We start from the raw sequence: 22,139 nt of genomic DNA on the forward strand, positions 1-22,139 counted from the left end.
GAGTAAGATCAAAATGAAAAAATATATCATACCCATTTTATCATTGATACCACTGGCTTCCTGCGAGAATTTCCTTGAAGAGAAAATGGTATCTACCATTACACAGGATTATTTCGAATCGGAAAAGGGAGCAGAAGAACTCGTAGTTGCTTCCTATAATACGCTTCGCTGGAAATACGGATTTATGGAAGGTCCCTATATGTTTGAAACCGGTACAGATATTACTGAGCCAACAGACAACAACTGGGCAACGATCAGTCCGGCAGTATGGGCCCCGACGGGAGAAGCAGGGAGTTACTCCAATAACCTGATGGGCTATTACGCTACGCAATTGCTTGGTGGATATCCGATCATTAACGATTGTAATAAAGCGATTGAAATCATTACCAAACTTGCACCCGGCAAATTCGGAACGGACAAGGATTTTGCGAACAGAAGGCTTTCGGAGGTATATTTCCTTCGCGCCTGGACGTACTATATGCTGGTTACGCAGTTGGGCGATGTTCCTATGCCTTTGGCGAGCAACAATTCGCTTCCTGCGGCGTTCAATTTTCCTAAATCTACATCAGCTGAGATTTATGCAAGAATCATCGGTGATCTGAGATTTGCACATGCCAATCTGCCCACCACACAGGCTGAGAGAGGGCGTATTACCAAGTATGCTGTAGCGCATTTATTGGCAAAACTGTATTTGCAAAGAGACCAGGCTAAGGATTTCGGACAATATCGTAATGCTGACGGGACTGTCAATAACAATGATGCCAACGCACATTTAGGATTGCTTTACAAAGGCAAAGGTGCAAATGACCTTGACTCGGCTAAAATTTTCTCAACAGAAGTGATCAATGGTCTTTCAGCTTCAAACGGTGGTCAATACGGCGGTTTGGCTGCTGATTACTGGAGCTTGTTCAAAACGGCACGCGGAGATTGGAGCAACGAAAGTAATGCTGAGATCATTCTTCAGGCTTCGTATGGAAATAATCTGGACAATGGTCGCTATGGGATGCGTACCACTGCGGCGTTCACTTGTGATTACACCAATGCAGCCTGGAATTTACCGTCTAAAACATGGGCTTATGGGTTGAGAAAAGGAACAGGATTTTTACCAACCGACTGGGGGTACGACGTTTTTACGGACAAGGTAAATGATTCTAGATTTGAGAAGAGCTTTCAGATCGAATATGAAAGTGCATCGTTCAATAACGGAACATTGCAGGATGGTCCGGGACTTGCCTACACGGATGAGAATAACAAATCGTTAGCATGGACTGCTGAGGAGGTGGCTTACTTCAATGCGAATATCCAACCGGATTATAACCGTACGTCCTGGGGCGGAAGAAAAGCAGTGTTAGGGCAGAGGAAAATCGGACGGGGAGATCTTGGATTAGTATTTCTTGAAAATACAAAGGAAACTGCCATTGACTATCTGGAGGCAGTGTCCCAGCCTTATGTCCTGTATCCACGTTGGGTGAAAAAAGATGGAGCCTACTATTACCGCAAAACAGGTGTAGACAGATTGTCTTCAAACACAGGATTGCTTTTAGGCAGAACGTTACGTCCTTCTTCACGGAAGTTCATAGATCCTAACCGCAGTACAGTGGACAATCACTTCGGTACAAGAGATGTAGCGATTTTCAGATTGGCAGAAACCTATCTGATCCGGGCTGAAGTATTGGGAAGACAAGGGAATTATGGTGCTGCTCTGAATGATATTAACGTTGTGAGAGCAAGAGCAGCGTACAAAGCAGGGGAGTCGAGAGCAGAGGTACTGGCGCGCATTTATCCTGGCTCAGAAAGTTTAGCGAAGTCGGAGAAAACATACCCATACTCAGCTTCTGCAGATACTTACAGTAAAATTAAAGCAGATGCATCTTACTGGGACGGAGCTTCTCCTAAGTCTAAACTGGAAAATTACCCTGCAGAAGCAGTAACGGCAGCGCAGCGCTTTATTCATTTTATATACAATGAATATTCAAGAGAATTCAATTCGGAGCAAATTGTATATGAGGGAATTCACCACGCAGGAATTCAGCTTGAAAGGGTTTTACATCACAATCAGCTGGCTTCTTCAAAAGTGGGCAACTGGCCGGTATCCGATAATCCTGTAAATAGCAACGGACAGAATGGAAATGGAAAAGGGGTGTTTCAGGCGAAGGATACCTTCAAGCCGTTTCCGCAATCTTATATTAATATGCTAACAGACGAAAAAGGTGCTCCTTTGGATCAAGCGCAAGCTGCCAAATACCAGAATCCGGGTTACAACTAATAGATAAATAATGAATAGAATGCTCAAAAATGTGAGCGCAGTATTGTGCGGCCTGCTGATGGCCGCACAATCTTTTGCGCAGCAGTCACCCAATATCGTTTTCATCCTGGCCGATGATCTTGGCTATGGAGATATTGGCATACATGGACAAACGAAGATTAAAACACCCAATATTGATGCACTCGCGAAAGAAGGAGCGAGGTTTACCGATTTTCACGCCGGAGCTCCTGTGTGTTCGCCTTCACGTAGTGTGCTCATTACCGGTTTGCATACGGGGCATACTACCGTTCGGGGCAATGCAACTAAGCAGGGCGGTATAGCCGGTACAAAAGGAAAGTCAACCGTTTACCGTACCAATCTTGCCAAAGATGATTTCACTGTAGGGAATCTGATGCAGCAGTCAGGTTACACAACGGCTTTGATGGGTAAATGGCATTTGGATGGTTATGATACATTGGCAACCCCCATTCACAGGGGTTTTGATACTTTCTCTGGCTGGCTGATCAGTTATACGGGAACCTATGCGAATGGTTACTGGCCCGCTCAACGTTACACGGATGGGAAATTGCTGGAAGTTCCCCGCAATGCGTCCGGTAAGAAAGGATATTACACCGATGATATCTGTACAGATGAAAGCCTGGCATTTTTGTCAAAACAAAAGAATGCGACAAAGCCGTTTCTGCTGATGATCAATTACAACAGTCCTCACTCGCCTTTGGATGCGGTAGACAGTACGATTTACAAGAATGAGAACTGGCCTGAGGACATGAAGATATATGGTGCAATGGTGCATCATCTGGATGAAAATGTAGGGAAAATCAAACGCTACCTGATCGAAAGCGGATTATCAAAGAATACGATCGTTTTCTTCTGTTCCGATAATGGCCCAAGGTCAGAACCTTCACCGCAGCAAACCGCTGTAGCCGATTTCTTTGATTCGAACGGAGCACTTCGTGGTTATAAGCGCGATCTGTATGAAGGTGGTATCAGAGTACCAATGCTGGTTTGGGCGCCGGGTTTGATCAAGGCAGGAACAGTGAGTAAAGAGCCGGGTTATTTTGCCGATCTGATGCCTACATTTGCTGATATCGCCAAATCGAAGGTGAAATATCAAACGGATGGAGTCAGTGTTTTACCATTTGCCAAAGGGCAGAAGTCGGCTAAACCACGTTTCCTGTATTGGGAATTTTTTGAGAAAGGTTTTGAGCAATCTGTCAGATATGGAAAATGGAAGGCGATTAAAACCAAAGGAAAAACCGAACTGTATGATATAGAAAAGGATCTGAGCGAGACCAGGGATGTTGCCGCTCAACATCCGGATGTACTGAAAACGATTGAGAATTATCTTTCTAAAGCAAGAACAGAATCACCTTTCTGGCCGGTGGATTAGGAAGGAAGTTTTTATATCAGTTTAAAAGCAAATCGGGCTGCCCTGGAAACAAGGCAGCCCGATTATATTATAAGGATATCTGATTATTGATTAACCGATTCTACCCATTTTCTCGCGTTTACGAAAGCCTCCATCCATGGAGATACTTCGTCTTTGCGTCCTTCCGGATAATTCGCCCAATGCCACTGGAACAACGATCTCTCGATGTGTGGCATCATCACCAAATGGCGACCTGTTTCGTCGCATAGCATAGCCGTGTTATAGGCTGATCCATTCGGACTGGCAGGATAGCTTTCATAACCGTATTTGGCAACGATTTTATATTGATCTTCTGAATAAGGCAATTGGAAACGGCCTTCTCCGTGAGACACCCATACACCCAAAGTACTTCCCGCAAGTGTTGAAAGCATCACAGAATTGTTTTCCTGTACCTTCAGAGAGGTGAATATACTCTCGTGTTTGTGGCTCTCGTTATGCAGCATCTTTGGCTTCTCGGTATGATCAGGATTGATCAGCCCAAGCTCTACAAACAGCTGGCAACCATTACAGATACCAACAGACAAAGTATCTTCTCTCTTAAAGAAGTTCTCCAATGCTGTTCTGGCTTTTTCATTGTAAAGGAAAGCACCTGCCCATCCTTTTGCAGAACCCAATACATCAGAGTTGGAGAAACCTCCCACTGCACCGATAAACTGAATATCTTCCAGAGTTTCACGTCCCGAGATAAGGTCTGTCATGTGAACATCTTTCACATCGAATCCTGCCAGATACATCGCATTCGCTACTTCTCTTTCAGAATTGCTTCCTTTTTCGCGAAGAATAGCTGCTTTCGGACGCGGTTTTGATGCATCGATTACAGGTTTTTTACCATCAAACTGAGCAGGGAAATTGTATTTCAGCGGCTGGTTTTTATAGTTTTCAAAACGCTCCAGTGCCTTCACCGGTCCACTTTGTTTGCGGTCCAGAAGGTAAGAAGTTTTGAACCACACATCACGCAGACGATCTATGTCAAAATTCCATGTCTGTCCACCATCCAGAATCTGCAATCCTGCCTGGTTGGTAACAGTTCCGATTTTATGGAAGTCAACACCGGCTCCAGTCAATACAGCTTCTGCAGAAGCATCGGCCTGGAATACGATGGCAATGTTTTCAGCAAATAGTTTGGTGATTATATCCTGAGGACCTAAAGCCGAAAGATCAATGTTTGCACCCAGTTCACGGTCTGCAAAACACATTTCAAGCAAGGTGGTAATCAATCCACCGCTGCCAATATCGTGACCTGCCTGAATTTTTCCTGCTTTGATCAAATCCTGAATCGTATTGAATGCAGTTGCGAAACTTTCAGCATTTACTACATCCGGGGTTTCAGTTCCGATTTTATTTAAGATCTGAGCGAATGAAGAACCGCCCAGTTTATATTGATCTCCTGAAAGGTTAACATAATAAATTGCGCCTCCTGTTTTACGCAGTACAGGCTCCACTACCGAAGTGATGTCATCGCAATGTCCTGCAGCAGATATAATGACAGTTCCAGGTGCAATCACCTCAGAATCTTTGTATTTCTGCTTCATGGAAAGAGAATCCTTTCCGGTTGGAATATTGATTCCCAGGCTGATCGCGAAGTCAGAACATGCTTTCACTGCCTTGTACAAGCGTGCATCTTCACCTTCATTTTTGCAAGCCCACATCCAGTTGGCAGAAAGAGAAACTCCTTTCAAGCCCAGCTGTAGCGGTGCCCACACCAGATTAGAAAGTGATTCCGCAATAGCATTACGGCTTCCGGCAGCAGGATCAATCAATGCTGACAACGGAGCGTGCCCGATTGAAGTAGCGATACCATCTTTACCCTGGAAATCCAGTGCCATTACGCCCACGTTGTTCAACGGCAATTGCAGAGGGCCGGCATTTTGTTGTTTTGCAACACGGCCACCTACACAACGGTCTACCTTATTGGTAAGCCAGTCTTTACTCGCCACCGCTTCCAGTTGAAGCACCTGCTCCAGATACTCATTCAGTTTTTCTGTTGAATAAGCAATCGGTGCGTATTGTCTTTCTACTGTTTTGTCGTGCATATACACCTTCGGCGAGCTGCCAAACATATCGCCCATTTCAAGATCCATAGGCTTGGCTCCTGTCTCAGCCGATTCGAAAGTGAAACGGTGATCGCCCGTTACATCACCTACAGTATACATCGGTGCGCGCTCACGTTCCGCGATTTTACGCAACGTTTCAATATTTTCTTTGTCGATCACAAGCCCCATGCGTTCCTGAGACTCATTTCCGATGATTTCTTTAGCGGAAAGGGTAGGGTCGCCAACCGGCAATTTGTCCAGATCAATCTTTCCTCCGGTTTCTTCTACGAGTTCAGAAAGACAGTTTAAATGTCCACCTGCGCCGTGATCGTGAATAGAAATGATGGTATTGTTGTCGCTCTCCACCATACCGCGTACTGCATTGGCAACACGCTTCTGCATTTCAGGATTTGAACGCTGGATTGCATTCAACTCAATGCCCGATCCGAAAGCTCCTGTGTCAGCAGATGACACCGCTGCACCACCCATACCGATACGGTAGTTTTCACCACCCAAAACCACGATTTTATCACCAGGTTCAGGAGTGGCTTTTTTAGCCTGATCCGCCTTTCCGTAACCGATACCACCCGCTTGCATAATCACTTTATCGTAACCCAGCTTGCGGTTTCCTTCTTCGTGTTCGAAAGTTAATACAGATCCGGTGATCAAAGGCTGACCAAATTTGTTGCCGAAGTCTGTAGCACCATTGGAAGCCTTGATCAGGATATCCATTGGCGTTTGATATAACCATGCTCTCTCTTCCACACCTTTTTCCCATGGACGGTTATCCTCCAGACGGGAAAGTGCGGTCATGTACACAGCCGTTCCTGCCAATGGCAATGAACCCTGTCCACCTGCAAGTCTGTCTCTTATTTCACCTCCCGAACCTGTAGCAGCACCGTTGAAAGGCTCCACTGTGGTAGGAAAATTGTGCGTTTCCGCTTTAAGAGAGATAACAGATTTAAAATCTTTGATTTCGTAGTAATCCGGAACATCCGGACGTTTCGGTGCAAACTGCTGTACAACCGGTCCTTCAAGAAATGCAACGTTATCTTTATAGGCAGAAACAATTCCATTCGGATTTGCCTCTGACGTTTTGCGGATCAGCTTAAACAACGAAACGGGCTGCTCATCACCATCAATCACAAATACACCGTTGAATATCTTATGGCGGCAGTGCTCTGAGTTGACCTGAGAAAAACCAAAAACTTCAGAATCCGTCAGTTTTCTTTCCAGCTTTTCAGCAAGGTCGTTCAGGTATTCAACTTCCTCGTCGCTTAGCGAAAGACCTTCCTGCTTGTTGTATTCAGCAATGTTGTCAATAGCTAAAACCGGCTCAGGAGCAATACTGATCGTATACAAATCCTGACCCAGAGCCGTATACTTTTGAGAAAGCATAGGGTCGAAATCAGAAAATACCGGCTCTACGCGTTTGAATTCTTCAATCCTGATAATGCCTTCAATACCCATGTTCTGGGTAATCTCAACAGCATTGGTGCTCCATGGGGTAATCATGGCAGCACGCGGACCAACAAAAGAATCAGTGAGAACAGTTTCCTGGCTAAGTTCAGCTCCTGCAAACAGCCATGTGAGTTTTGAAGTATCTGACGATGTGAGCGTTCGCTCCAGTTGCACTGCATACACAGTATTCTGATCGTCGGCGAAGAAATAAATCATAGTATCGTTTTATGGTGCAAAGGTAATTCTTTTAATTTTTTATCCCTATCAAAATCGAGTAAGGATGATGCGGTTTATGAACAGGTTGCCCGGTATTGAAAATGAGCAACGAAATGCAAGAGACCTGGCAAGTTGTAACCGTTTTGTATTCTATAACCTTTTTTGTTAAAATTAGGCTTTTAACATGTTTGGCTATGATGAGATCAATTTGTATCTGTTTGATATTAATACTTTCGGGAGCAGATTCCATCGCTCAGAAAAAGGATGTTCCTGTAGTGCGTACGGCTCGTGACCGCATTACTTTATATCTGGATGGAGAAAAGGACGACATGAATGGCATCAACAAAATAAACAAACAGTTTGATTTCAGTTTTGTTGTTGAAAAAGACTCCCTTCCTCTTGTACTTGTTTCTGAAAAGGATTCCATAGCGCTTTTGCTTCGTTCCGGTCATACAACCCGGTTTATGATTACCAGGGAAAGTTCGGGAGATACGGTGCTTTGTGGTTTCAGTCCGGAAAGAAAGGTAAAAGCTGCGACTTTTTCGGAGGCTTACAAGGCGGAAAATAAGGGTAAAATACTGGTAGAACTTCCGGAAGTCTACGAGTTAATGAACGTGATTTTTGCACTTACGGATTATGGTAAAACACAAGCCATTTACAAGGATACAGATTATTATAAGAAGATGATGAAGCAGTTTGCCGGTTATAAAAACCATCAGGCTGTACGCACGGTTGATTCCTTGTTGACGCTTTCTCCGGCGTATTATTACAATCGGATGAAAATGGATAGTTATGCATTCGTTTTTCAGGGGGATAAAATCGTAAATGGCGGGGTGTACGATCATGTCAGCTGGGGTGAGAGAAACGAGCTCACATTATTTATTCCTTTGCTGGCCGATTTTGCCGGTAAGACGGAATTTCGAAAGTTTTTTAAAAACAACAGTACTTATTACAACGGTTTAATTACTGAATACAAAAAAGAAACAGACATTGCCGGAATGATTCAGTGGCTTGAAAAACAGTTTCCTTCGACAAAGTATGATGCCACAAAAGTGATTTTTTCCCCCTTGGTAGGGTGGAATCAGTCTGCCAATATATTCAGTGATAATGGTTTTACAGAATCGCAAGCACATGTAAATTTCCCTTTTCTTACAAGCAGTGATAAATCGAAACCTGCTGATGTAGTCAAAGGAGGTCGTATGACGATCGCTTTTACTGAAATCAACCATGCTTACCTGAATCCGGAAGCAGAAAAATATAGAGCAGATATTGATAATGTATTTGGTAAACTTGAACAATGGACTACGGCCGGTAAGCCATCTTCCACCTACAACAGCCCTTTGATGTGTTTTGAAGAGTATATGAACTATGGACTGGTAACACTTTATTACTCAGATGTGTTTGATAAAAAATCTTTCGGCACTCTGAATGAAAATATCGAAAGTAATATGGAAGACAGGCGGGGATTTCAGAGATTCAAAGCTTTCAACCAGGCACTTCTCAATCTGTACAAAAACAGAAAAAGCGGACAAACTGTAGCAGATTTATATCCTGATATTATTGATTGGGCAAAAAAACAGTGATTTAAAAACAAAACAACTTGCCAGCAGAAACCGGCAAGCTGTTGCACCAATACAACCTTAATTCCAATTCTTCCGGTAGCACCGTTGAATTACAAATCAAAGTTATGGATATATTCCATAAAAATGGATATGATCCAATTTTATATTTTATTAATGTTTGTAACTTGTTCAAATCGTATATATTAGGCAAAAAATTTCAGCAAAGATTAAAATCATCCTAACCATGGCAGATGCAGAAAAAACCGTAATTACAGTTGAAACGATAGTGAATGCACCGGTAGAAAAGGTGTGGGAATACTGGACTTCGCCGGAGCATATTGTGCAATGGAACAGTGCTTCGGACGATTGGCACACACCACGAGCTGAAAATGATCCCCGCACTGGCGGTAAGTTTTCGTCCAGAATGGAAGCCCGTGACGGCAGTTTTGGCTTCGATTTTGAAGGCGTTTATGACGAAGTACAACCTCTGTCGCTTATTAGCTACTCTCTTGGAGATGGCCGGCAGGTGCGGATCATTTTTGAAACACAGGGGGAACAGACGAAAGTGATTGAGAGCTTTGATGCAGAAAATCAAAATCCGATTGATATGCAACGCGCTGGCTGGCAGGCGATTCTTGATAATTTTAAGAAGCATACCGAGGCTTAAAAAGAACGAGATTCAGTCACAGTTGGCTGAATCTCGTTTCTTTTCTATTCGTTTCCTTTTCAGTTGATACGTGCATGGATACCATTGCCGGATACCTGTGCTTTCATAATTGCCCCTGAAGGTAGTTCTACTTCAATATCATGCGATTTGTTATCCGAAAATGAGTTGAGGTAAAACCAGGCTGTCTGCCCGTTTTTAGTCTCAGAATAAACAAATCCGCGCTTGTCGTGATAGGCATCTACTATTTCTTCTGCACTGAACTGAGAAGGTGTAATCCATTGGCCGTTGTCCAGCCTGTGTTTCAGAAACTTTCTGCTTCCTCCGTTAATTTTTCCGAAAGTATCGTTGTATAACTTCTGGCTGAAGTATGACAAATCGCTGCTGCCGTTGTATCCCGGATAGGAGGGAGACTGAGGTTTTGCATAGTGAGGAAACCCTTCCTGAGGCTGATCAGCACCCTTGGGAAACCATATTCCTTTATACCATTCCGGATCAAAGTTTTTGTTGGAAGTTTTGCCCGATCCTCCCCATTCAATATATAGCTTACCAAAAATCTGAGCGATGAATCCGTTTGCAATGATTACATTCGGATCCAGGGGAAGTTTACTGTAGTTGTAGAATAACCCTTCCGGATATTTGTATTGATGCAAATTGTTCGGGCGCCATTCATGAACACCAAACAGGAAAATGCCTGTTTCATAGCCCATTTGCCGGATCAGGTGCATTCTGTAAATGGATTCATATACTTGTCCGGTCTGAGCATCAGGAGCGCCAATATACACCGCTTCCGGAATAAGCGTAGTGGATGAAAGCGAGCCTCCGGGAGAAAAGTTGGTTTCAGGCAATTTGTTCGGAGCCTGATGCAGCAGGCTCTTAAAATGTGCTCTGCTTTTTTTAAGAGAAAGGGACATTTCTGACGGCCAGAACATGAAGTAGTTGTGCGCAATGTAGTAGGGGATTTTTCTCGCTCCCCACTTTTCCTGATAACGCTCATGAAGTCTTTTGTAAAAGTGCCCCCACATTTCTGCCTCAGCAGGCATAAAGGAGGTACCTTCCATCGTTTCTCCGATCCAGACAGCATCCGAGATATCGGCTTCATTGGCCTTTTGAATTGCCTGCTCTTTGGTAAGCGGTCCATTCGGCCAATAGCGCAAATTATATCCGTTTCTGAAATTGTCGGCGCCCTGCGGATTGAGATGAAGAAAATGCTCTATACGGGGAACGTTGTTGTAAGTTACCCCGCCTTCCTTCAACTGTTGTACTTTGGTTTTGTTATCCCAGGGCAAAGCATGGTGAGCTATATGCGTAACGCCTTTGCTCATTACTTTGTCCACAGACCAGTCTCCCGCGGCGGCAACCCATACATGTCCCTTTGGCAGCTTCATGTCCGGCGCAATATCGGCCCATTGCGTTACCTGAGTAGATGGGTCAAATACGTCAGGAATGACGGTATTAAACACCTTGTCTTTTCTTTCCGGAAATATCAAAGTTTGAAATGCTGCGGTAGTGTTATAAGAAAAACCTTCGCCAGCTGTGGTGCTGTAGTACCAGTTATTTTCTTTGTCCGACCACCGCGCTGTGTTTTCAAGTCCTTTTTTTGTTTTCATTTTCCAGATACGGACCATCCTTCCGCCGGCATAAAAATGATTGCTTAAAGGTTTATCTGACGTAATTACTTCAGCACCAATCATGTATCTGAATTCATAGCCATCCCCGGGAATTGCGATAGCATAGTCTGAAATGAGGTAGCCATTGCCGTTGGGAACAAAGCCTAGTTCCATGTGTTCATTCAGTCCTTTTGCTATTACCTTGGGAGTAAAAGTCCCTTTCTTTGCATTAGAACCAATCTCAAATGGCATGGTGCTTGGAGAAGAAAGGCAGCTTTTGCCGGTGTAGGTGAGTGTATATTTTCCGAAGGGAAGCGCTTCAAAACTAATTCTTGGATTGCTGTGCTGAGGAGCAAATTCTCCCTGACGAACTATTTTCTCCTTTGTGTCGCGGATTACCCAGGCAATTTCAAAGACATCTGTTCCGTAAAACTGACCATTTAACTGTGTGGTGGAAATATTGCTGATCGATAAGATCTTAGGTCCGAGTTTACAAGAATCTGAATCAGTGGGTAGACCTTTTGACTCCTGTGGATTTTTAGAAAATCGGCTGAAAGGTTTAGTTTGAATGATTACTACAGCGGCAACCAACGCAATGACCGTAAAGTAAAAGACGGATGAAAACTGATAGTATACTCCTGGTTTCTTCTGTTCTTGCATTCGGAGAGACAATAAATGTTGTATGTACTGCAACGCACATGTATGTTTTGCGATCATGAGTAAGCAACGACTCAGGGTAAAGTAAATTATAATCTCTGAATATAAATCAAAATAAGTATCCTAATGGGCACTCAGGTGTATTGTTAGGAGTAATTTCTACGTTTAGAAATGAATTCGTTCGAGTTTTGGTAGTTAGATTTCAGATTAGTTCAATTTTATTACTTCTTATTACTGACTGACTTTGCTCATAAAATCCGATACTTTTAATAGCTTTACATGCCCGATTAGATTGTAGACATAGAAATCACATGTATGATGTTTTTATCAGAATGTAGTACTAGTTTCGTTGTCCTCGTCGGGGTGATTCCCGTGCAAATGAAGATGTCTTCTTGTGTCTTTAAAGACAAGTGCTTCGTGGAATGATCATCAGCAACACCTATACCATGAAAAACCCGCTTAAAAAAGCATCTCTGTCTTCATTTATCTGGATTATACTGCTCATTGTTATTTTGGTATGTTTTGTATTCGTAACCCTCACGAAAGATTCCAAATCACGTGTTCTGCGAAGCAGCATTTCTGCTTTGAACAATGAAAGTGACAATTATCAAAAACTCGATAGCTGTATAGCCATTCTTTACGATGCAGAAAACAACAGCAGGTTGTTTGTAACCACTCTGGATTCCACTTACCTGAATTTATATAAAAATCAGTTGGGGGCAGTATCAAGGATGTTGGCAGATTACGAATCGTCAAGGAGTCGAATCGGTCTACCATTGTCCAACCTGATTATTGACAAAAAATTAAAAGATGAGCAGTTTGTTGAGATGAAAATGATGGTGGATAGCCTTTTGCTCTTTTCATTTCAATTGCAAAGTGCCAAACCGATTCCTATTCCAAGGCAGGCTCCGGCAGTTACCACCACGCGTAAGATTGCCAAAACAGATTCAGTATTTATTGAGCCACAAAAAAATAAAAAACGTCTTTTCCGCCGTATTGCTGATGCTATATCCAATAAATCGACCGAAGACAAGGCATTGACAAAATCTGAAAGTACCATTATAATTAAGGATTCTGTAATTGCATCGTCTAAAGCGGAGGCTATCAACCCGCTTGATGTTTTTGAACAATACGAAAATGCACGCAGGCAGCTCAACGATACGGAACGTCAGATGCTGTTTATCAATAGTCGCCTGTTCGCGAATTTGAAAAGTATTCTTGCAGAGATGAAGACAGAGGAAGACAGCAATCTGAAAGCGATCAGGAATTCCCTTGTAGAAACGACACAAGTACAGCTTGACGAAGTGAACAGGCTTTCGACAGGGAATATTTTTATAGTGCTGGCGCTCACAGCAATGATTATCTGGAACCTGATCCGGTTGTACAGACAGGAAAATGATCTGTTGAAGTATGCCCGGCTTACTACAGATACAAACAAGAAAAAGGGCGAATTTATGGCTCAGGTTGCCCATGAAATCCGTACGCCTCTCAATGCAATTATCGGTTTCTCTCAATTGATTGATTCTGAAAAGCTGGATGATGATCTTAAAATGAATGTCAACGCGATTAAAAGTTCATCGAGAACATTATTGGTTCTGGTGAATGAGATTCTCGATTTTTCGAAATTTGAAAGCGGGAAGATATCGTTGGTAAATGTCGCGTTTTCTCCGAAGGAAATGCTGGAGGAGGCTGAAGGCATGTTATCGGTGCTGGCAGATGAGAAGGATATCAACATTCACACCAACTTCAATTTATCTGATGACCTGTATCTGATAGGAGATGGTTTCAGACTGAAACAGATAGTGATCAATTTGTTGTCGAATGCGATCAAGTTTACGCCTGATAAAGGGCATATTACCCTGGCAGGTACATTTGATAACAAAGATGGCGCAGCGGGCGTCTTGAAACTTGGGGTCAGAGATTCCGGTGTAGGTATTGCACAGGAGTATCTGGATACAATTTTTGATGATTTTGTACAGGTAGAAAATAGCGAAAATACGTCACGCCAGGCAGGAACAGGACTTGGACTTGCTATATGCAAGCGTATTGTGGATCTCTATGGAGGGGAGATAAATGTAAGCAGTGAACTTGGGAAAGGATCTGAGTTTACTGTAGAAATTCCTCTGGAGATGGCTTTGAAAACAGATGAAATAATAAAAACGAAGGTATTGTCAGCCAGCGGGAAGGGACTGCTTTCGGGCAAAAGAATCCTGGTGGCTGATGATACTAAGATGAATCTTGTACTGGTTGGTAAGATTCTCGAAAAATACGGTGCCGTTTATGACCTGACCAGCGACGGACAGGAGGCTTACGACCTTTTTCAGACCGATACCTATGATCTGGTGATTACAGATATCCATATGCCAATTATGAATGGTATTGAACTGGCAACCCGGATTCGTCAGCAGGAAGGGAAGTTAAAAGCAATTACACCAATCCTGGGCTTTACAGGTAGCTCCACGTCAGCCACTCAGCATCAGTATATTCAGGCGGGTATGAATGGCGTCATCAGAAAGCCATTTGAAGAGCGCAAATTCATAGATACCATTGAAGAGCTTGTCAGAATTTAGTGGTTCGCAGGCTAATCCAATATTTTTCGTATTACTGCATACTCATCTCTGTCAAGCACATCCAGTTTCCCTTTTGTTGCATGACTGATCTGGTCCCTGAATTTTTTAATACGGGAAAGCATCGGCTCCACAATCGTATTACTGTGGTTGATAAAGTCATATAAATCACCCTCACTGGCAGGGAGTTTGTACCCACGAGAGCTGCTGGCAATCAATACTCCCGCATCTCTGAGAGGAGCGATAACCTTGGTCTGGAAATAGTGCAGTGAAACCGATTTGCCTCTCCGAACCCTTATATGCTCAATAATCTCAAAACTGGAAATGTAACGTGTAGGACTGATGTGCCTGAAATGGAAAAGCAAAAATCCCAGGCATGCAAGTTGGTCTGCTATGTGAGGCGCCTGAATACCAGACTTCCGGTTGATAAAATCATTGGCCAGTTTTACACTCAGGTTGGCCAGCTCTTCATTGTAACGCAGCTCTTTGGTATTGACCTTCACCAGATACGGCGCGAATACATCAGGCCAGAACTTCATGGTCAGTAAAGAGGGTTGTATCAGCTCCACGAAATCCTGACGTTGATCGGTAAGCAGGTTTTCGTCGTAGCAGCGTGCCATAGTCCCCGCAATAAAATCGGATGCCTGAAGTATAAAATCACCATGTGGCTTGACGAAACCAAAAGTAGATTCGTTGAACAGATTGGGAATATGGTTTTGATGCGTGTATTTGATAAAGCCTTCCATGAAACTGTCAGCGCTTTTGGGCTTACCGACCAGCTCCAGATTATTGAAAAGGCCATACAATTCGCGGTCGGCCAGACCGTGCAGAAATTTATGTAATGAGCCTTTGTAACGCAATCCTTCACCTATAAGCTGTCGTTTGTCTACAACGAGGGCAAATATTCTGAAAGGTGCAGAAAGTACTTCGTTCAGTATCTGTTTTCTTCTCTCATGATCATTGTCAACCGTTGCCGAACTGATTACGCCATCGTCAAAATGCTTTTTTGCAATGGCTTCCAAAGTATTGTTCGCATACTCCACATCTCTTTTGGCAAGAAGCAGTGCGGTAACGATAAAATGGGTGGAGGTGTCTTCTCCATTATTTTCCTTTTTTAAGAATTCCAGTCCATATGTTCCCCATTCTTCAAGAAAGGCAATCTGTTCGGGCATTGTGATCATGATTGGTAAATGACAAAAATATCATTTTCGGCTTGTTAAAACTATGAACTTGATATAATTAGAGTGTATTAGTAGTAGTAATTGTTGTTTTAGCGGCTCATTGGAGAAGGAAATATGGATTTTTAGTACTTCAGAAAAAAAGAGCATGGTCCGTTTTTCTTGTCCTAGTTCAATGTTTTGCCCTGTGCGACCGCTGTACATTTGTATCATCAAAACGACAACAATTAAACAGATACGAAAATGGAAAATACAATAAACGGCATCCACCACATCACTGCTATCGCCGGAGACGCTAAAAGAAACTACGATTTTTATACTCGTATTCTGGGATTAAGAATGGTTAAAAAAACCGTGAATTTCGATGATCCTAATACATACCATTTCTATTACGGAGATGAAAACGGAACTCCAGGTACCATCCTGACTTTCTTTCCATGGGGAGATCAGATTCCTGCAGGTAGGAGAGGAACACGCCAGGTAACTGAGATCGGTTATTCTGTTCCTGAGGGAAGTTTAGGCTTCTGGGAAAAAAGATTGCACGATAACAAAGTAACCTATAACAAGGTGGCTGAGAAGTTTGGCGAGCAATATCTGACTTTCCTTGATCCTGATGGTTTGAAATTCGAACTAACTGTTCCTAAAAAAGCAGATGATCGGAAACCATGGGAAACCGACGAAGTAAAAGCTGAACATGCTACCAGAGGTTTTCACCATATTACGATTACCAGTAACAAAATCGAAGAAACAGCGAAAATTCTGACTGACATCTTCGGATACAAATTGGTGGAGCAGCATGTCAACCGGTTCAGATTTATCACTGATGCAGTAGAGCAGGCTTCTATCGTGGATCTTGTGGAAGTACCAGGCGAACGTGCAGGTCATGTAGCGGGAGGTTCTGTCCACCACGTAGCTTTCAGAGTTGCCAACGATGATATTTTGATGGAATTCCGCAAAAAAATCGTTGAGGCTGGTCATCAGATCACTGATAAAATTGATAGAAATTACTTCTATTCACTTTATTTCCGTGAACCAGGTGGCGTACTTTTTGAAATCGCAAGTGACAATCCTGGTTTTGCCACTGACGAAACTGTAGCTGAATTGGGTAGTGGATTGATGTTGCCACCTCAGTACGAGCCACGCAGAGCTCAGATTGAAAAAGTGCTGCCTGTTTTGAAATAAACAGCATATCAGCAAAGGGCTGGAAGTAACCAGCTCTTTGCTTTAAATGATTATTCATTTTATCAGTAATTGAAAATGTACCAGCATACAAAACAGATCGTGAAAGCCGGAGTCGCTTTGCAGGATGCCAAAAAGGCGATTGTTATGATTCATGGCAGAGGCGCAGCTCCGGAAGATATCATTTCATTGAAACGTTATCTGAACCTTAATGATGTGGCAATACTTGCACCCGCAGCCACCAACAATAGTTGGTATCCGTTCAGTTTTATGGCTCCGGTTGAAAAGAACCAGCCCGCACTGGATTCGGCTCTGGCACTTATTGATGATACGGTGAAGGAAATAGAAGCTGCAGGAATAGCTGCCGATCAGATTTACTTTGCAGGATTTTCGCAGGGAGCATGTCTCATGCTGGAATATACGGCCCGTCACGCGCGGAAGTATGCGGGAATCATTGCGCTTACCGGTGGATTGGTAGGAGAGAAGTTGGAAATGACCAATTATGGTGGTGATTTTGAAAATACCCCTGTCTTTATATCAACAGGAGATCCTGATCCGCATGTGCCCGTTAGCCGTGTGGAAGAGAGTATTTCAGTACTGAAAAATCTGAATGCGCAGGTAAGCTCGGCGATATACCCTGGCCGTCCGCATACGATATCGGGAGAAGAAATCGCTATTGTTAATCGGGAGATATTAAAGTAAAACGATGTATTGATACGTGTGTTTTTGATAATATCAGATACTGACACTAATTTTAAAAACTCATTCTGCGACTATGCAGGGTGAGTTTTTTGTTTGGAACAAATACTCCTGCTGATATGTTCGAAGAAATCAATGCTTATGCAAAGCGCTGTCTGCCATTTACAGATGACGATCTGGAATTTTTTAATTCTGTACTTCAATTTAAAAAGCAGCGTAAAAAGACTTTCCTGTTGCAGGAAGGAGAGGTATGTAATTTCGAGGCATTTATACTGAAAGGTTGTATCAGAACTTACCATATTGATCACGCGGGAGCTGAGGTTACTTTGCAATTTGCTGTGGAAGACTGGTGGGTGAGCGACATTACCAGTTTCACCGAACAAAAACCGAGCATGGTTTATATAGAAACACTGGAGGATTGTGAGCTACTGATACTTACACCGGAGACTAAAGAAAAATTGCTGGCCAGGGTGCCGGGATTTGAGCGTATGTTCAGGTTGATGGTACAACGAAATCTTGCGCAAACGCAGGAACGGCTTTTCAGAACTATCTCAACAACGGCAGTGGAGAAATATCTGGATTTTTTGAACCGCTATCCTGCTATTCCTCAGCGTGTAGCACAGCATTACATTGCTTCATACCTGGGTTTTTCTCCGGAATTTCTCAGTAAGGTCAGAAAGAAGCTCAGTGCGAATTAAGCGTCTGTGTTTGCAGAGCATAGTTCATGCAGTATCTTTGTGTCATGTCAAAAATGATCCCCGAGAATTTAGAGGAAATCATGATTCACAATGCCACTGAGGTTCAAAACCAGTTGAGCAGAGATCATGAACCTGTGGTTAAACTGCATTCGAAGTATGGTAAAGGTATATGGCTTTTATCTGAAATGGACGCCGCAAATCATATTGCATATGGCATTTGTGATTTGGGGCAGGGTACTCCTGAGTTGAGCTATGTGTCTGTTACACATCTTGAAAGTATCAAGCATGCGCGTTTGAAGGTTCCGATGGTAGAAATAGATCGTGCCTTCGAAGGAAAATATCCGATGAGCGTCTATTTCGAAGCTGCTAAAGCAAATAAAAGAGTAACTGAAGACGAAGAACTGTTAAAGCAAGCAGCAGAAAGGCTAAGCAAGTAGTCCGGCTGTGCAGTCGGACTACTCTGCTTAAGATGACATTATGCAGACTGCGTGTCGTGGATGATAACTCCTGCGAGCGCAGCTGCCAATCCTGCAGCCAATAGACTGATTTCCTTATTACTATCTTTTTGTTTCGCTGCAATTCCTGCCAGTGCTGTTGCGATAGGAAGCAGATAAGCCGGGTCGTTTAGCTGTCTGGATGCCCATATACCCAGGCCAGTTGTGACCGGCAAAGCGGCAGAGGTCCATTGCTTAATGTCTGTTGTTTTTTTTAGATAGCCGCTTTCCTGAATCAGTGTAGTTGCGCTTATAGCCGAGGCTGCAGTGAGCCAGCCCGTATAAATGCCGATAAACTTACGCAGCGTGTTTTCTGGTTCTGCCACAGGCTCACCGCCCACTTCCAGAGCCCTGTGCAAACCAATTGCAGCCGGCAACATGGCTATGGTCGTAATTGCGGCACCTATCCGATGTTTCTTTTCAGATTTGGCAAAGAACAATCCGAAAACCATCGTCAACAGATAATTGATTCTGAGCCATGGCTGCGCTTTCTGATAACGTGGATTATTGAGCTGATCGGGTAGTGCCTGGTGAATGGCCAGAGCGATAGTGCCGGCATAGATAGTGGACCAAACAATTCCGAATGTAGCATTTGCTGGTGTCAGCAGGTTACGATCTACTTTCTTTTGCCTTTTGATATCCAGATATGTTTTGGCAACATTCTTCCGTGGACGGCTGAAAAAATAGGTTCCCACAATTCCTCCGATGACTATTCCGGCAGTAACATATCTTCCAAGTTCCCTGTTTTTCATGATTTGAATTTTTATAGGTTATCTCAAACCATTTAACACAAAAATACTGTACCGATGCAGTTTCACACTACGCCGGTACAGCAGGGAATTCTAATCAGTATGCTGCTATTCCTGAATCAGCTGTACCGCTTTCTCCAGCAATTCGTCACGCCCTTCCCTGATTCCTTTGATGGTAGGTTTTACTTCAACATCCGGAACAATTCCAATCCGCTGGGTTTCTTTCCCATTAGGATAATAAACCCCGATACCACTGATTGCCGTGTTGATGCGGCCGGGTAGTACAATACCCGAAACGTTGCCATCGGCAGCGGCAGTAGTGCTACCCACAATGGTCACGTTAGGAGCGGTAGAAAATGCCATGGTCGTGTATTCAGCCTGGCTCAGAGTTTGTTCATTCACCAGAATTACAATCTCACCTTTATAATAATCACTACTGATACTTCCCGTTTTAACGGGTGGTCCGAAAGTGAAGGTTCCAGGTTTGGTAATACTTCCTGTTGTGAATTTGACAAAATCGGCTGGCTGGGGAAGCAGATAATTAGCAAGTGAAAATACAATGAAATCGGAAGGATAGCAGCGCATGTCAATAATCAACCCTTTGGTTTTGAGCAGATCCGGTGCGATTGCAGGCAGGTGGCTATTTTTGATCTTACCAGGGAACAGATAAGAAACCCCGGGGCGGATTAACTTGAAACTCGTGTCTTTGCTATTAAAGTTAGCATACACGTTGATCATTTTCTTGTCATACGTCTTCAGTTTCAATTGCTCAGGTTTGTTATCCCGCGTATAGGTTACGGTAATAAGTGAGTCGTTGGTTCTGAGGAGATTTCTTGCTATGCTTCGTAGCTGAGTGGGAAAGTTGGAAGCCGGCGTAAGCGGTAACTGTTCCTGAATGATCTGCTGAATTTTCTTCCCGTTGATGCTTTCAATGACGTCTCCGGCTTTTAGCCCCGATTTCTCCCCTAGAACTTGGTGAAAGTAGTTGATTACTACAGGTTTTTCTTCAACAAAAGAAAGCTCAATAGGAGCATATTGATTGCCAAAAAACTTTTCAATGGCAGGGTCATTGTAGACATTGGCATGTGTGTCATGAACGCGGGCAATGAGTGCAAGTACAGCGAGCTTATATTCGGTTTCATTTGCTGCGTTCACGAATTTGGGGATAAATTCAGGCAGCACTTTTTGCCAGTCCTGCCCGATCAGGTATTTATACGGAAAAAAATATTCGATCATGTTCCAATACCTGAATAGCGACAATAACCTGAAACCGGCATCCGGATAATTCATTTGAGGATATGGATTTTCGTTATTGAATTCAGGATTTCCAACATGTGTATTCAGTGCTATGTAGTAATGATCGTTGGTGCGTGATGCTCTTTTCACTGAATCCAGCCTGGCTAATAGCTTTGGATTGTAGTTTTTATCGTTAATCCAGGACAGCGTAGGTTCCATTTTATCAATCCCGTCTTTAAAATTTTCCTTTGGATCGGCCTGGAAAGTTCCGAGTTTTGTGGCCCAGCTATAGATAGCATTCTGTTTTTCAGTTTCCGATTTAGCATTGATAACATGTGGAATGATACGGAATAACTCGTAATCCCAATTGTGTTTTCCGGCCGCTACTGCCGGGTGATAGTATTTCAGGAATCCCCACAATTTCCCAATTTCTGCAAGCCTGACAGTCTGCTGAGGAGTAAGTGTTTTGATGGAAATTTTCGAACCCTGATCAAATTCTTTGTCCAGCTCTGCGCCCGGAGTTTGTTTCAGCGGTGCTTCGTTATACGGTTTGCCGTCAATTAATAATTGAAGATTATCGACCCACATATCACCTTCACCAGTGAGCAGGGCACCTATATGAATCGACTTTGCACTGCGCGAATAGGGAAGTTTGATACTGTACTTTTTCCAGTCAGCAGTGCCTTGAATATCCTGTTGCTGCATGTTGTTGAACTGAAGCACTCCTGACGCCCCATCGATACGCATCATCAGTCCGGCAAAACCATTCCGCACATTGTTGATTTTGAAATAACCAGTGAGCTCTATTTCTTTTCCCTCATAAATGGCAGGAGCAGATGCAGCCACACAGCCAAAGGTATTTTCCTTCTTTTCTTCCGGAGACTGAATCAATACGGACGACTTTCCTTCCTGCACCTCTGTGCTGTCAATAAACAAATGATAACCCGCGCCCCACTGCATCCAGTTTTCCGGCAAATGGAAGCCGGACTTATGTTTTTCAAAGCTAAGGTTGAGGTCAATTTCTTTGGCGGTGTTTTGGGCAGACACAACCATACACGGCAGATAAAAGGCTGTGAGTAAAAGTAATTTTTTCATGTTGAAAGGGGTAGATGAGGTGATATTGTAGCAATTCGTATATACGGTAAGTACTGTACGTTTGGAATATATCTTTTCGTATATAACGGTTACAAATAAAAGTTGCCAATACAGGATAAAAGTCGCTTTTAGTCTTAATTTAATATTAAACTATAACTTTTATATAATATTTGTCTTATTTACAAAAATGGGATATAATTGTTTAGTTAAGTTATTTAAATGAAGTATAAAAAATTGCTGTTTTAATAAATTGTGATTTAATATATAATTTAAATAGTTGCTCTTCCCGCCGCAGGAAAGTAGAGTATAATTATCTCAATGCACATCATAAATGGCGATACTTTAC

General features: G+C 43.0%; 14 protein-coding genes. 9 read left to right on the forward strand and 5 right to left on the reverse strand.

Annotated features, from left to right (window positions below; all coding sequences use genetic code 11):
* The first annotated feature begins 13 nt into the window (after window positions 1-13).
* Complete coding sequence (locus tag DSL64_RS03100; RefSeq protein ID WP_115829199.1) at window positions 14-2,266, forward strand: RagB/SusD family nutrient uptake outer membrane protein; 2,253 nt, start codon at window positions 14-16, stop codon at window positions 2,264-2,266.
* Window positions 2,267-2,276: 10 nt separating this feature from the next.
* The gene (locus DSL64_RS03105) at window positions 2,277-3,656 is read left to right on the forward strand and encodes an arylsulfatase (RefSeq protein ID WP_229216930.1); all 1,380 of its coding nucleotides are present in this window, start codon (window positions 2,277-2,279) and stop codon (window positions 3,654-3,656) included.
* A gap of 83 nt (window positions 3,657-3,739) precedes the next feature.
* On the opposite strand, the gene purL is transcribed toward DSL64_RS03105, so the two are convergent.
* A complete protein-coding gene (gene purL / locus DSL64_RS03110; RefSeq protein ID WP_115829201.1) occupies window positions 3,740-7,405 on the reverse strand; it encodes a phosphoribosylformylglycinamidine synthase in 3,666 nt (1,221 codons plus the stop codon).
* A gap of 218 nt (window positions 7,406-7,623) precedes the next feature.
* Here purL and DSL64_RS03115 point away from each other — a divergent pair, with 218 nt between their 5' ends.
* Together DSL64_RS03115 and DSL64_RS03120 are read left to right on the forward strand one after the other, a co-directional pair.
* Window positions 7,624-8,988, forward strand: coding sequence for a DUF4932 domain-containing protein (locus tag DSL64_RS03115; RefSeq protein ID WP_229216931.1), 1,365 nt, complete (start codon window positions 7,624-7,626; stop codon window positions 8,986-8,988).
* 223 nt (window positions 8,989-9,211) lie between these two features.
* Window positions 9,212-9,634, forward strand: coding sequence for an SRPBCC family protein (locus tag DSL64_RS03120; protein WP_115829203.1), 423 nt, complete (start codon window positions 9,212-9,214; stop codon window positions 9,632-9,634).
* A 59-nt stretch (window positions 9,635-9,693) separates the two neighbouring features.
* On the opposite strand, the gene DSL64_RS03125 is transcribed toward DSL64_RS03120, so the two are convergent.
* Window positions 9,694-11,901, reverse strand: coding sequence for a hypothetical protein (locus tag DSL64_RS03125; RefSeq protein ID WP_115829204.1), 2,208 nt, complete (start codon window positions 11,899-11,901; stop codon window positions 9,694-9,696).
* 443 nt (window positions 11,902-12,344) lie between these two features.
* Here DSL64_RS03125 and DSL64_RS03130 point away from each other — a divergent pair, with 443 nt between their 5' ends.
* Window positions 12,345-14,468 (forward strand): ATP-binding protein, encoded by a 2,124-nt coding sequence (locus DSL64_RS03130; RefSeq protein WP_158547861.1) that lies wholly within the window; start codon window positions 12,345-12,347, stop codon window positions 14,466-14,468.
* 11 nt (window positions 14,469-14,479) lie between these two features.
* On the opposite strand, the gene DSL64_RS03135 is transcribed toward DSL64_RS03130, so the two are convergent.
* Entirely contained in the window at window positions 14,480-15,637 is a 1,158-nt protein-coding gene (locus tag DSL64_RS03135) for a DUF3800 domain-containing protein (protein ID WP_158547862.1), read from the reverse strand.
* Between the two features lie 249 nt (window positions 15,638-15,886).
* Here DSL64_RS03135 and DSL64_RS03145 point away from each other — a divergent pair, with 249 nt between their 5' ends.
* The 4 genes from DSL64_RS03145 (at window position 15,887) to DSL64_RS03160 (ending at window position 18,656) form a co-directional block, all read left to right on the forward strand.
* Window positions 15,887-16,825 (forward strand): ring-cleaving dioxygenase, encoded by a 939-nt coding sequence (locus DSL64_RS03145; protein ID WP_115829208.1) that lies wholly within the window; start codon window positions 15,887-15,889, stop codon window positions 16,823-16,825.
* Window positions 16,826-16,900: 75 nt separating this feature from the next.
* Window positions 16,901-17,524 (forward strand): alpha/beta hydrolase, encoded by a 624-nt coding sequence (locus DSL64_RS03150; RefSeq protein WP_115829209.1) that lies wholly within the window; start codon window positions 16,901-16,903, stop codon window positions 17,522-17,524.
* Window positions 17,525-17,640: 116 nt separating this feature from the next.
* The gene (locus DSL64_RS03155) at window positions 17,641-18,219 is read left to right on the forward strand and encodes a Crp/Fnr family transcriptional regulator (RefSeq protein ID WP_115829564.1); all 579 of its coding nucleotides are present in this window, start codon (window positions 17,641-17,643) and stop codon (window positions 18,217-18,219) included.
* A gap of 53 nt (window positions 18,220-18,272) precedes the next feature.
* Complete coding sequence (locus tag DSL64_RS03160) at window positions 18,273-18,656, forward strand: DUF2958 domain-containing protein (RefSeq protein WP_229216932.1); 384 nt, start codon at window positions 18,273-18,275, stop codon at window positions 18,654-18,656.
* A gap of 38 nt (window positions 18,657-18,694) precedes the next feature.
* On the opposite strand, the gene DSL64_RS03165 is transcribed toward DSL64_RS03160, so the two are convergent.
* Window positions 18,695-19,465, reverse strand: a complete 771-nt coding sequence (locus DSL64_RS03165) for a TspO-related membrane protein (protein ID WP_115829211.1) — start codon at window positions 19,463-19,465, stop codon at window positions 18,695-18,697.
* 105 nt (window positions 19,466-19,570) lie between these two features.
* Window positions 19,571-21,793: a S41 family peptidase gene (locus DSL64_RS03170; protein ID WP_115829212.1), complete on the reverse strand. Its 2,223-nt coding sequence runs from the start codon at window positions 21,791-21,793 to the stop codon at window positions 19,571-19,573.
* Between the last annotated feature and the right edge of the window lie 346 nt (window positions 21,794-22,139).

The organism is Dyadobacter luteus (assembly GCF_003383615.1).
Taxonomy (GTDB): Bacteria; Bacteroidota; Bacteroidia; order Cytophagales; family Spirosomataceae; genus Dyadobacter; species Dyadobacter luteus.

What these genes read in the sequence shown, in the direction of transcription:
- DSL64_RS03150 (WP_115829209.1), top strand. Translation starts at nt 16,901, where the DNA reads ATGTACCAGCATACAAAACAGATCGTGAAAGCCGGAGTCGCTTTGCAG.
- DSL64_RS03100 (WP_115829199.1), top strand. Translation starts at nt 14, where the DNA reads ATGAAAAAATATATCATACCCATTTTATCATTGATACCACTGGCTTCC.
- DSL64_RS03165 (WP_115829211.1), bottom strand. Translation starts at nt 19,465, where the DNA reads ATGAAAAACAGGGAACTTGGAAGATATGTTACTGCCGGAATAGTCATC.
- DSL64_RS03130 (WP_158547861.1), top strand. Translation starts at nt 12,345, where the DNA reads ATGAAAAACCCGCTTAAAAAAGCATCTCTGTCTTCATTTATCTGGATT.
- DSL64_RS03155 (WP_115829564.1), top strand. Translation starts at nt 17,641, where the DNA reads ATGTTCGAAGAAATCAATGCTTATGCAAAGCGCTGTCTGCCATTTACA.
- DSL64_RS03170 (WP_115829212.1), bottom strand. Translation starts at nt 21,793, where the DNA reads ATGAAAAAATTACTTTTACTCACAGCCTTTTATCTGCCGTGTATGGTT.
- DSL64_RS03145 (WP_115829208.1), top strand. Translation starts at nt 15,887, where the DNA reads ATGGAAAATACAATAAACGGCATCCACCACATCACTGCTATCGCCGGA.
- DSL64_RS03105 (WP_229216930.1), top strand. Translation starts at nt 2,277, where the DNA reads ATGAATAGAATGCTCAAAAATGTGAGCGCAGTATTGTGCGGCCTGCTG.
- DSL64_RS03120 (WP_115829203.1), top strand. Translation starts at nt 9,212, where the DNA reads ATGGCAGATGCAGAAAAAACCGTAATTACAGTTGAAACGATAGTGAAT.
- purL (WP_115829201.1), bottom strand. Translation starts at nt 7,405, where the DNA reads ATGATTTATTTCTTCGCCGACGATCAGAATACTGTGTATGCAGTGCAA.
- DSL64_RS03125 (WP_115829204.1), bottom strand. Translation starts at nt 11,901, where the DNA reads ATGCAAGAACAGAAGAAACCAGGAGTATACTATCAGTTTTCATCCGTC.
- DSL64_RS03135 (WP_158547862.1), bottom strand. Translation starts at nt 15,637, where the DNA reads ATGCCCGAACAGATTGCCTTTCTTGAAGAATGGGGAACATATGGACTG.
- DSL64_RS03160 (WP_229216932.1), top strand. Translation starts at nt 18,273, where the DNA reads ATGATCCCCGAGAATTTAGAGGAAATCATGATTCACAATGCCACTGAG.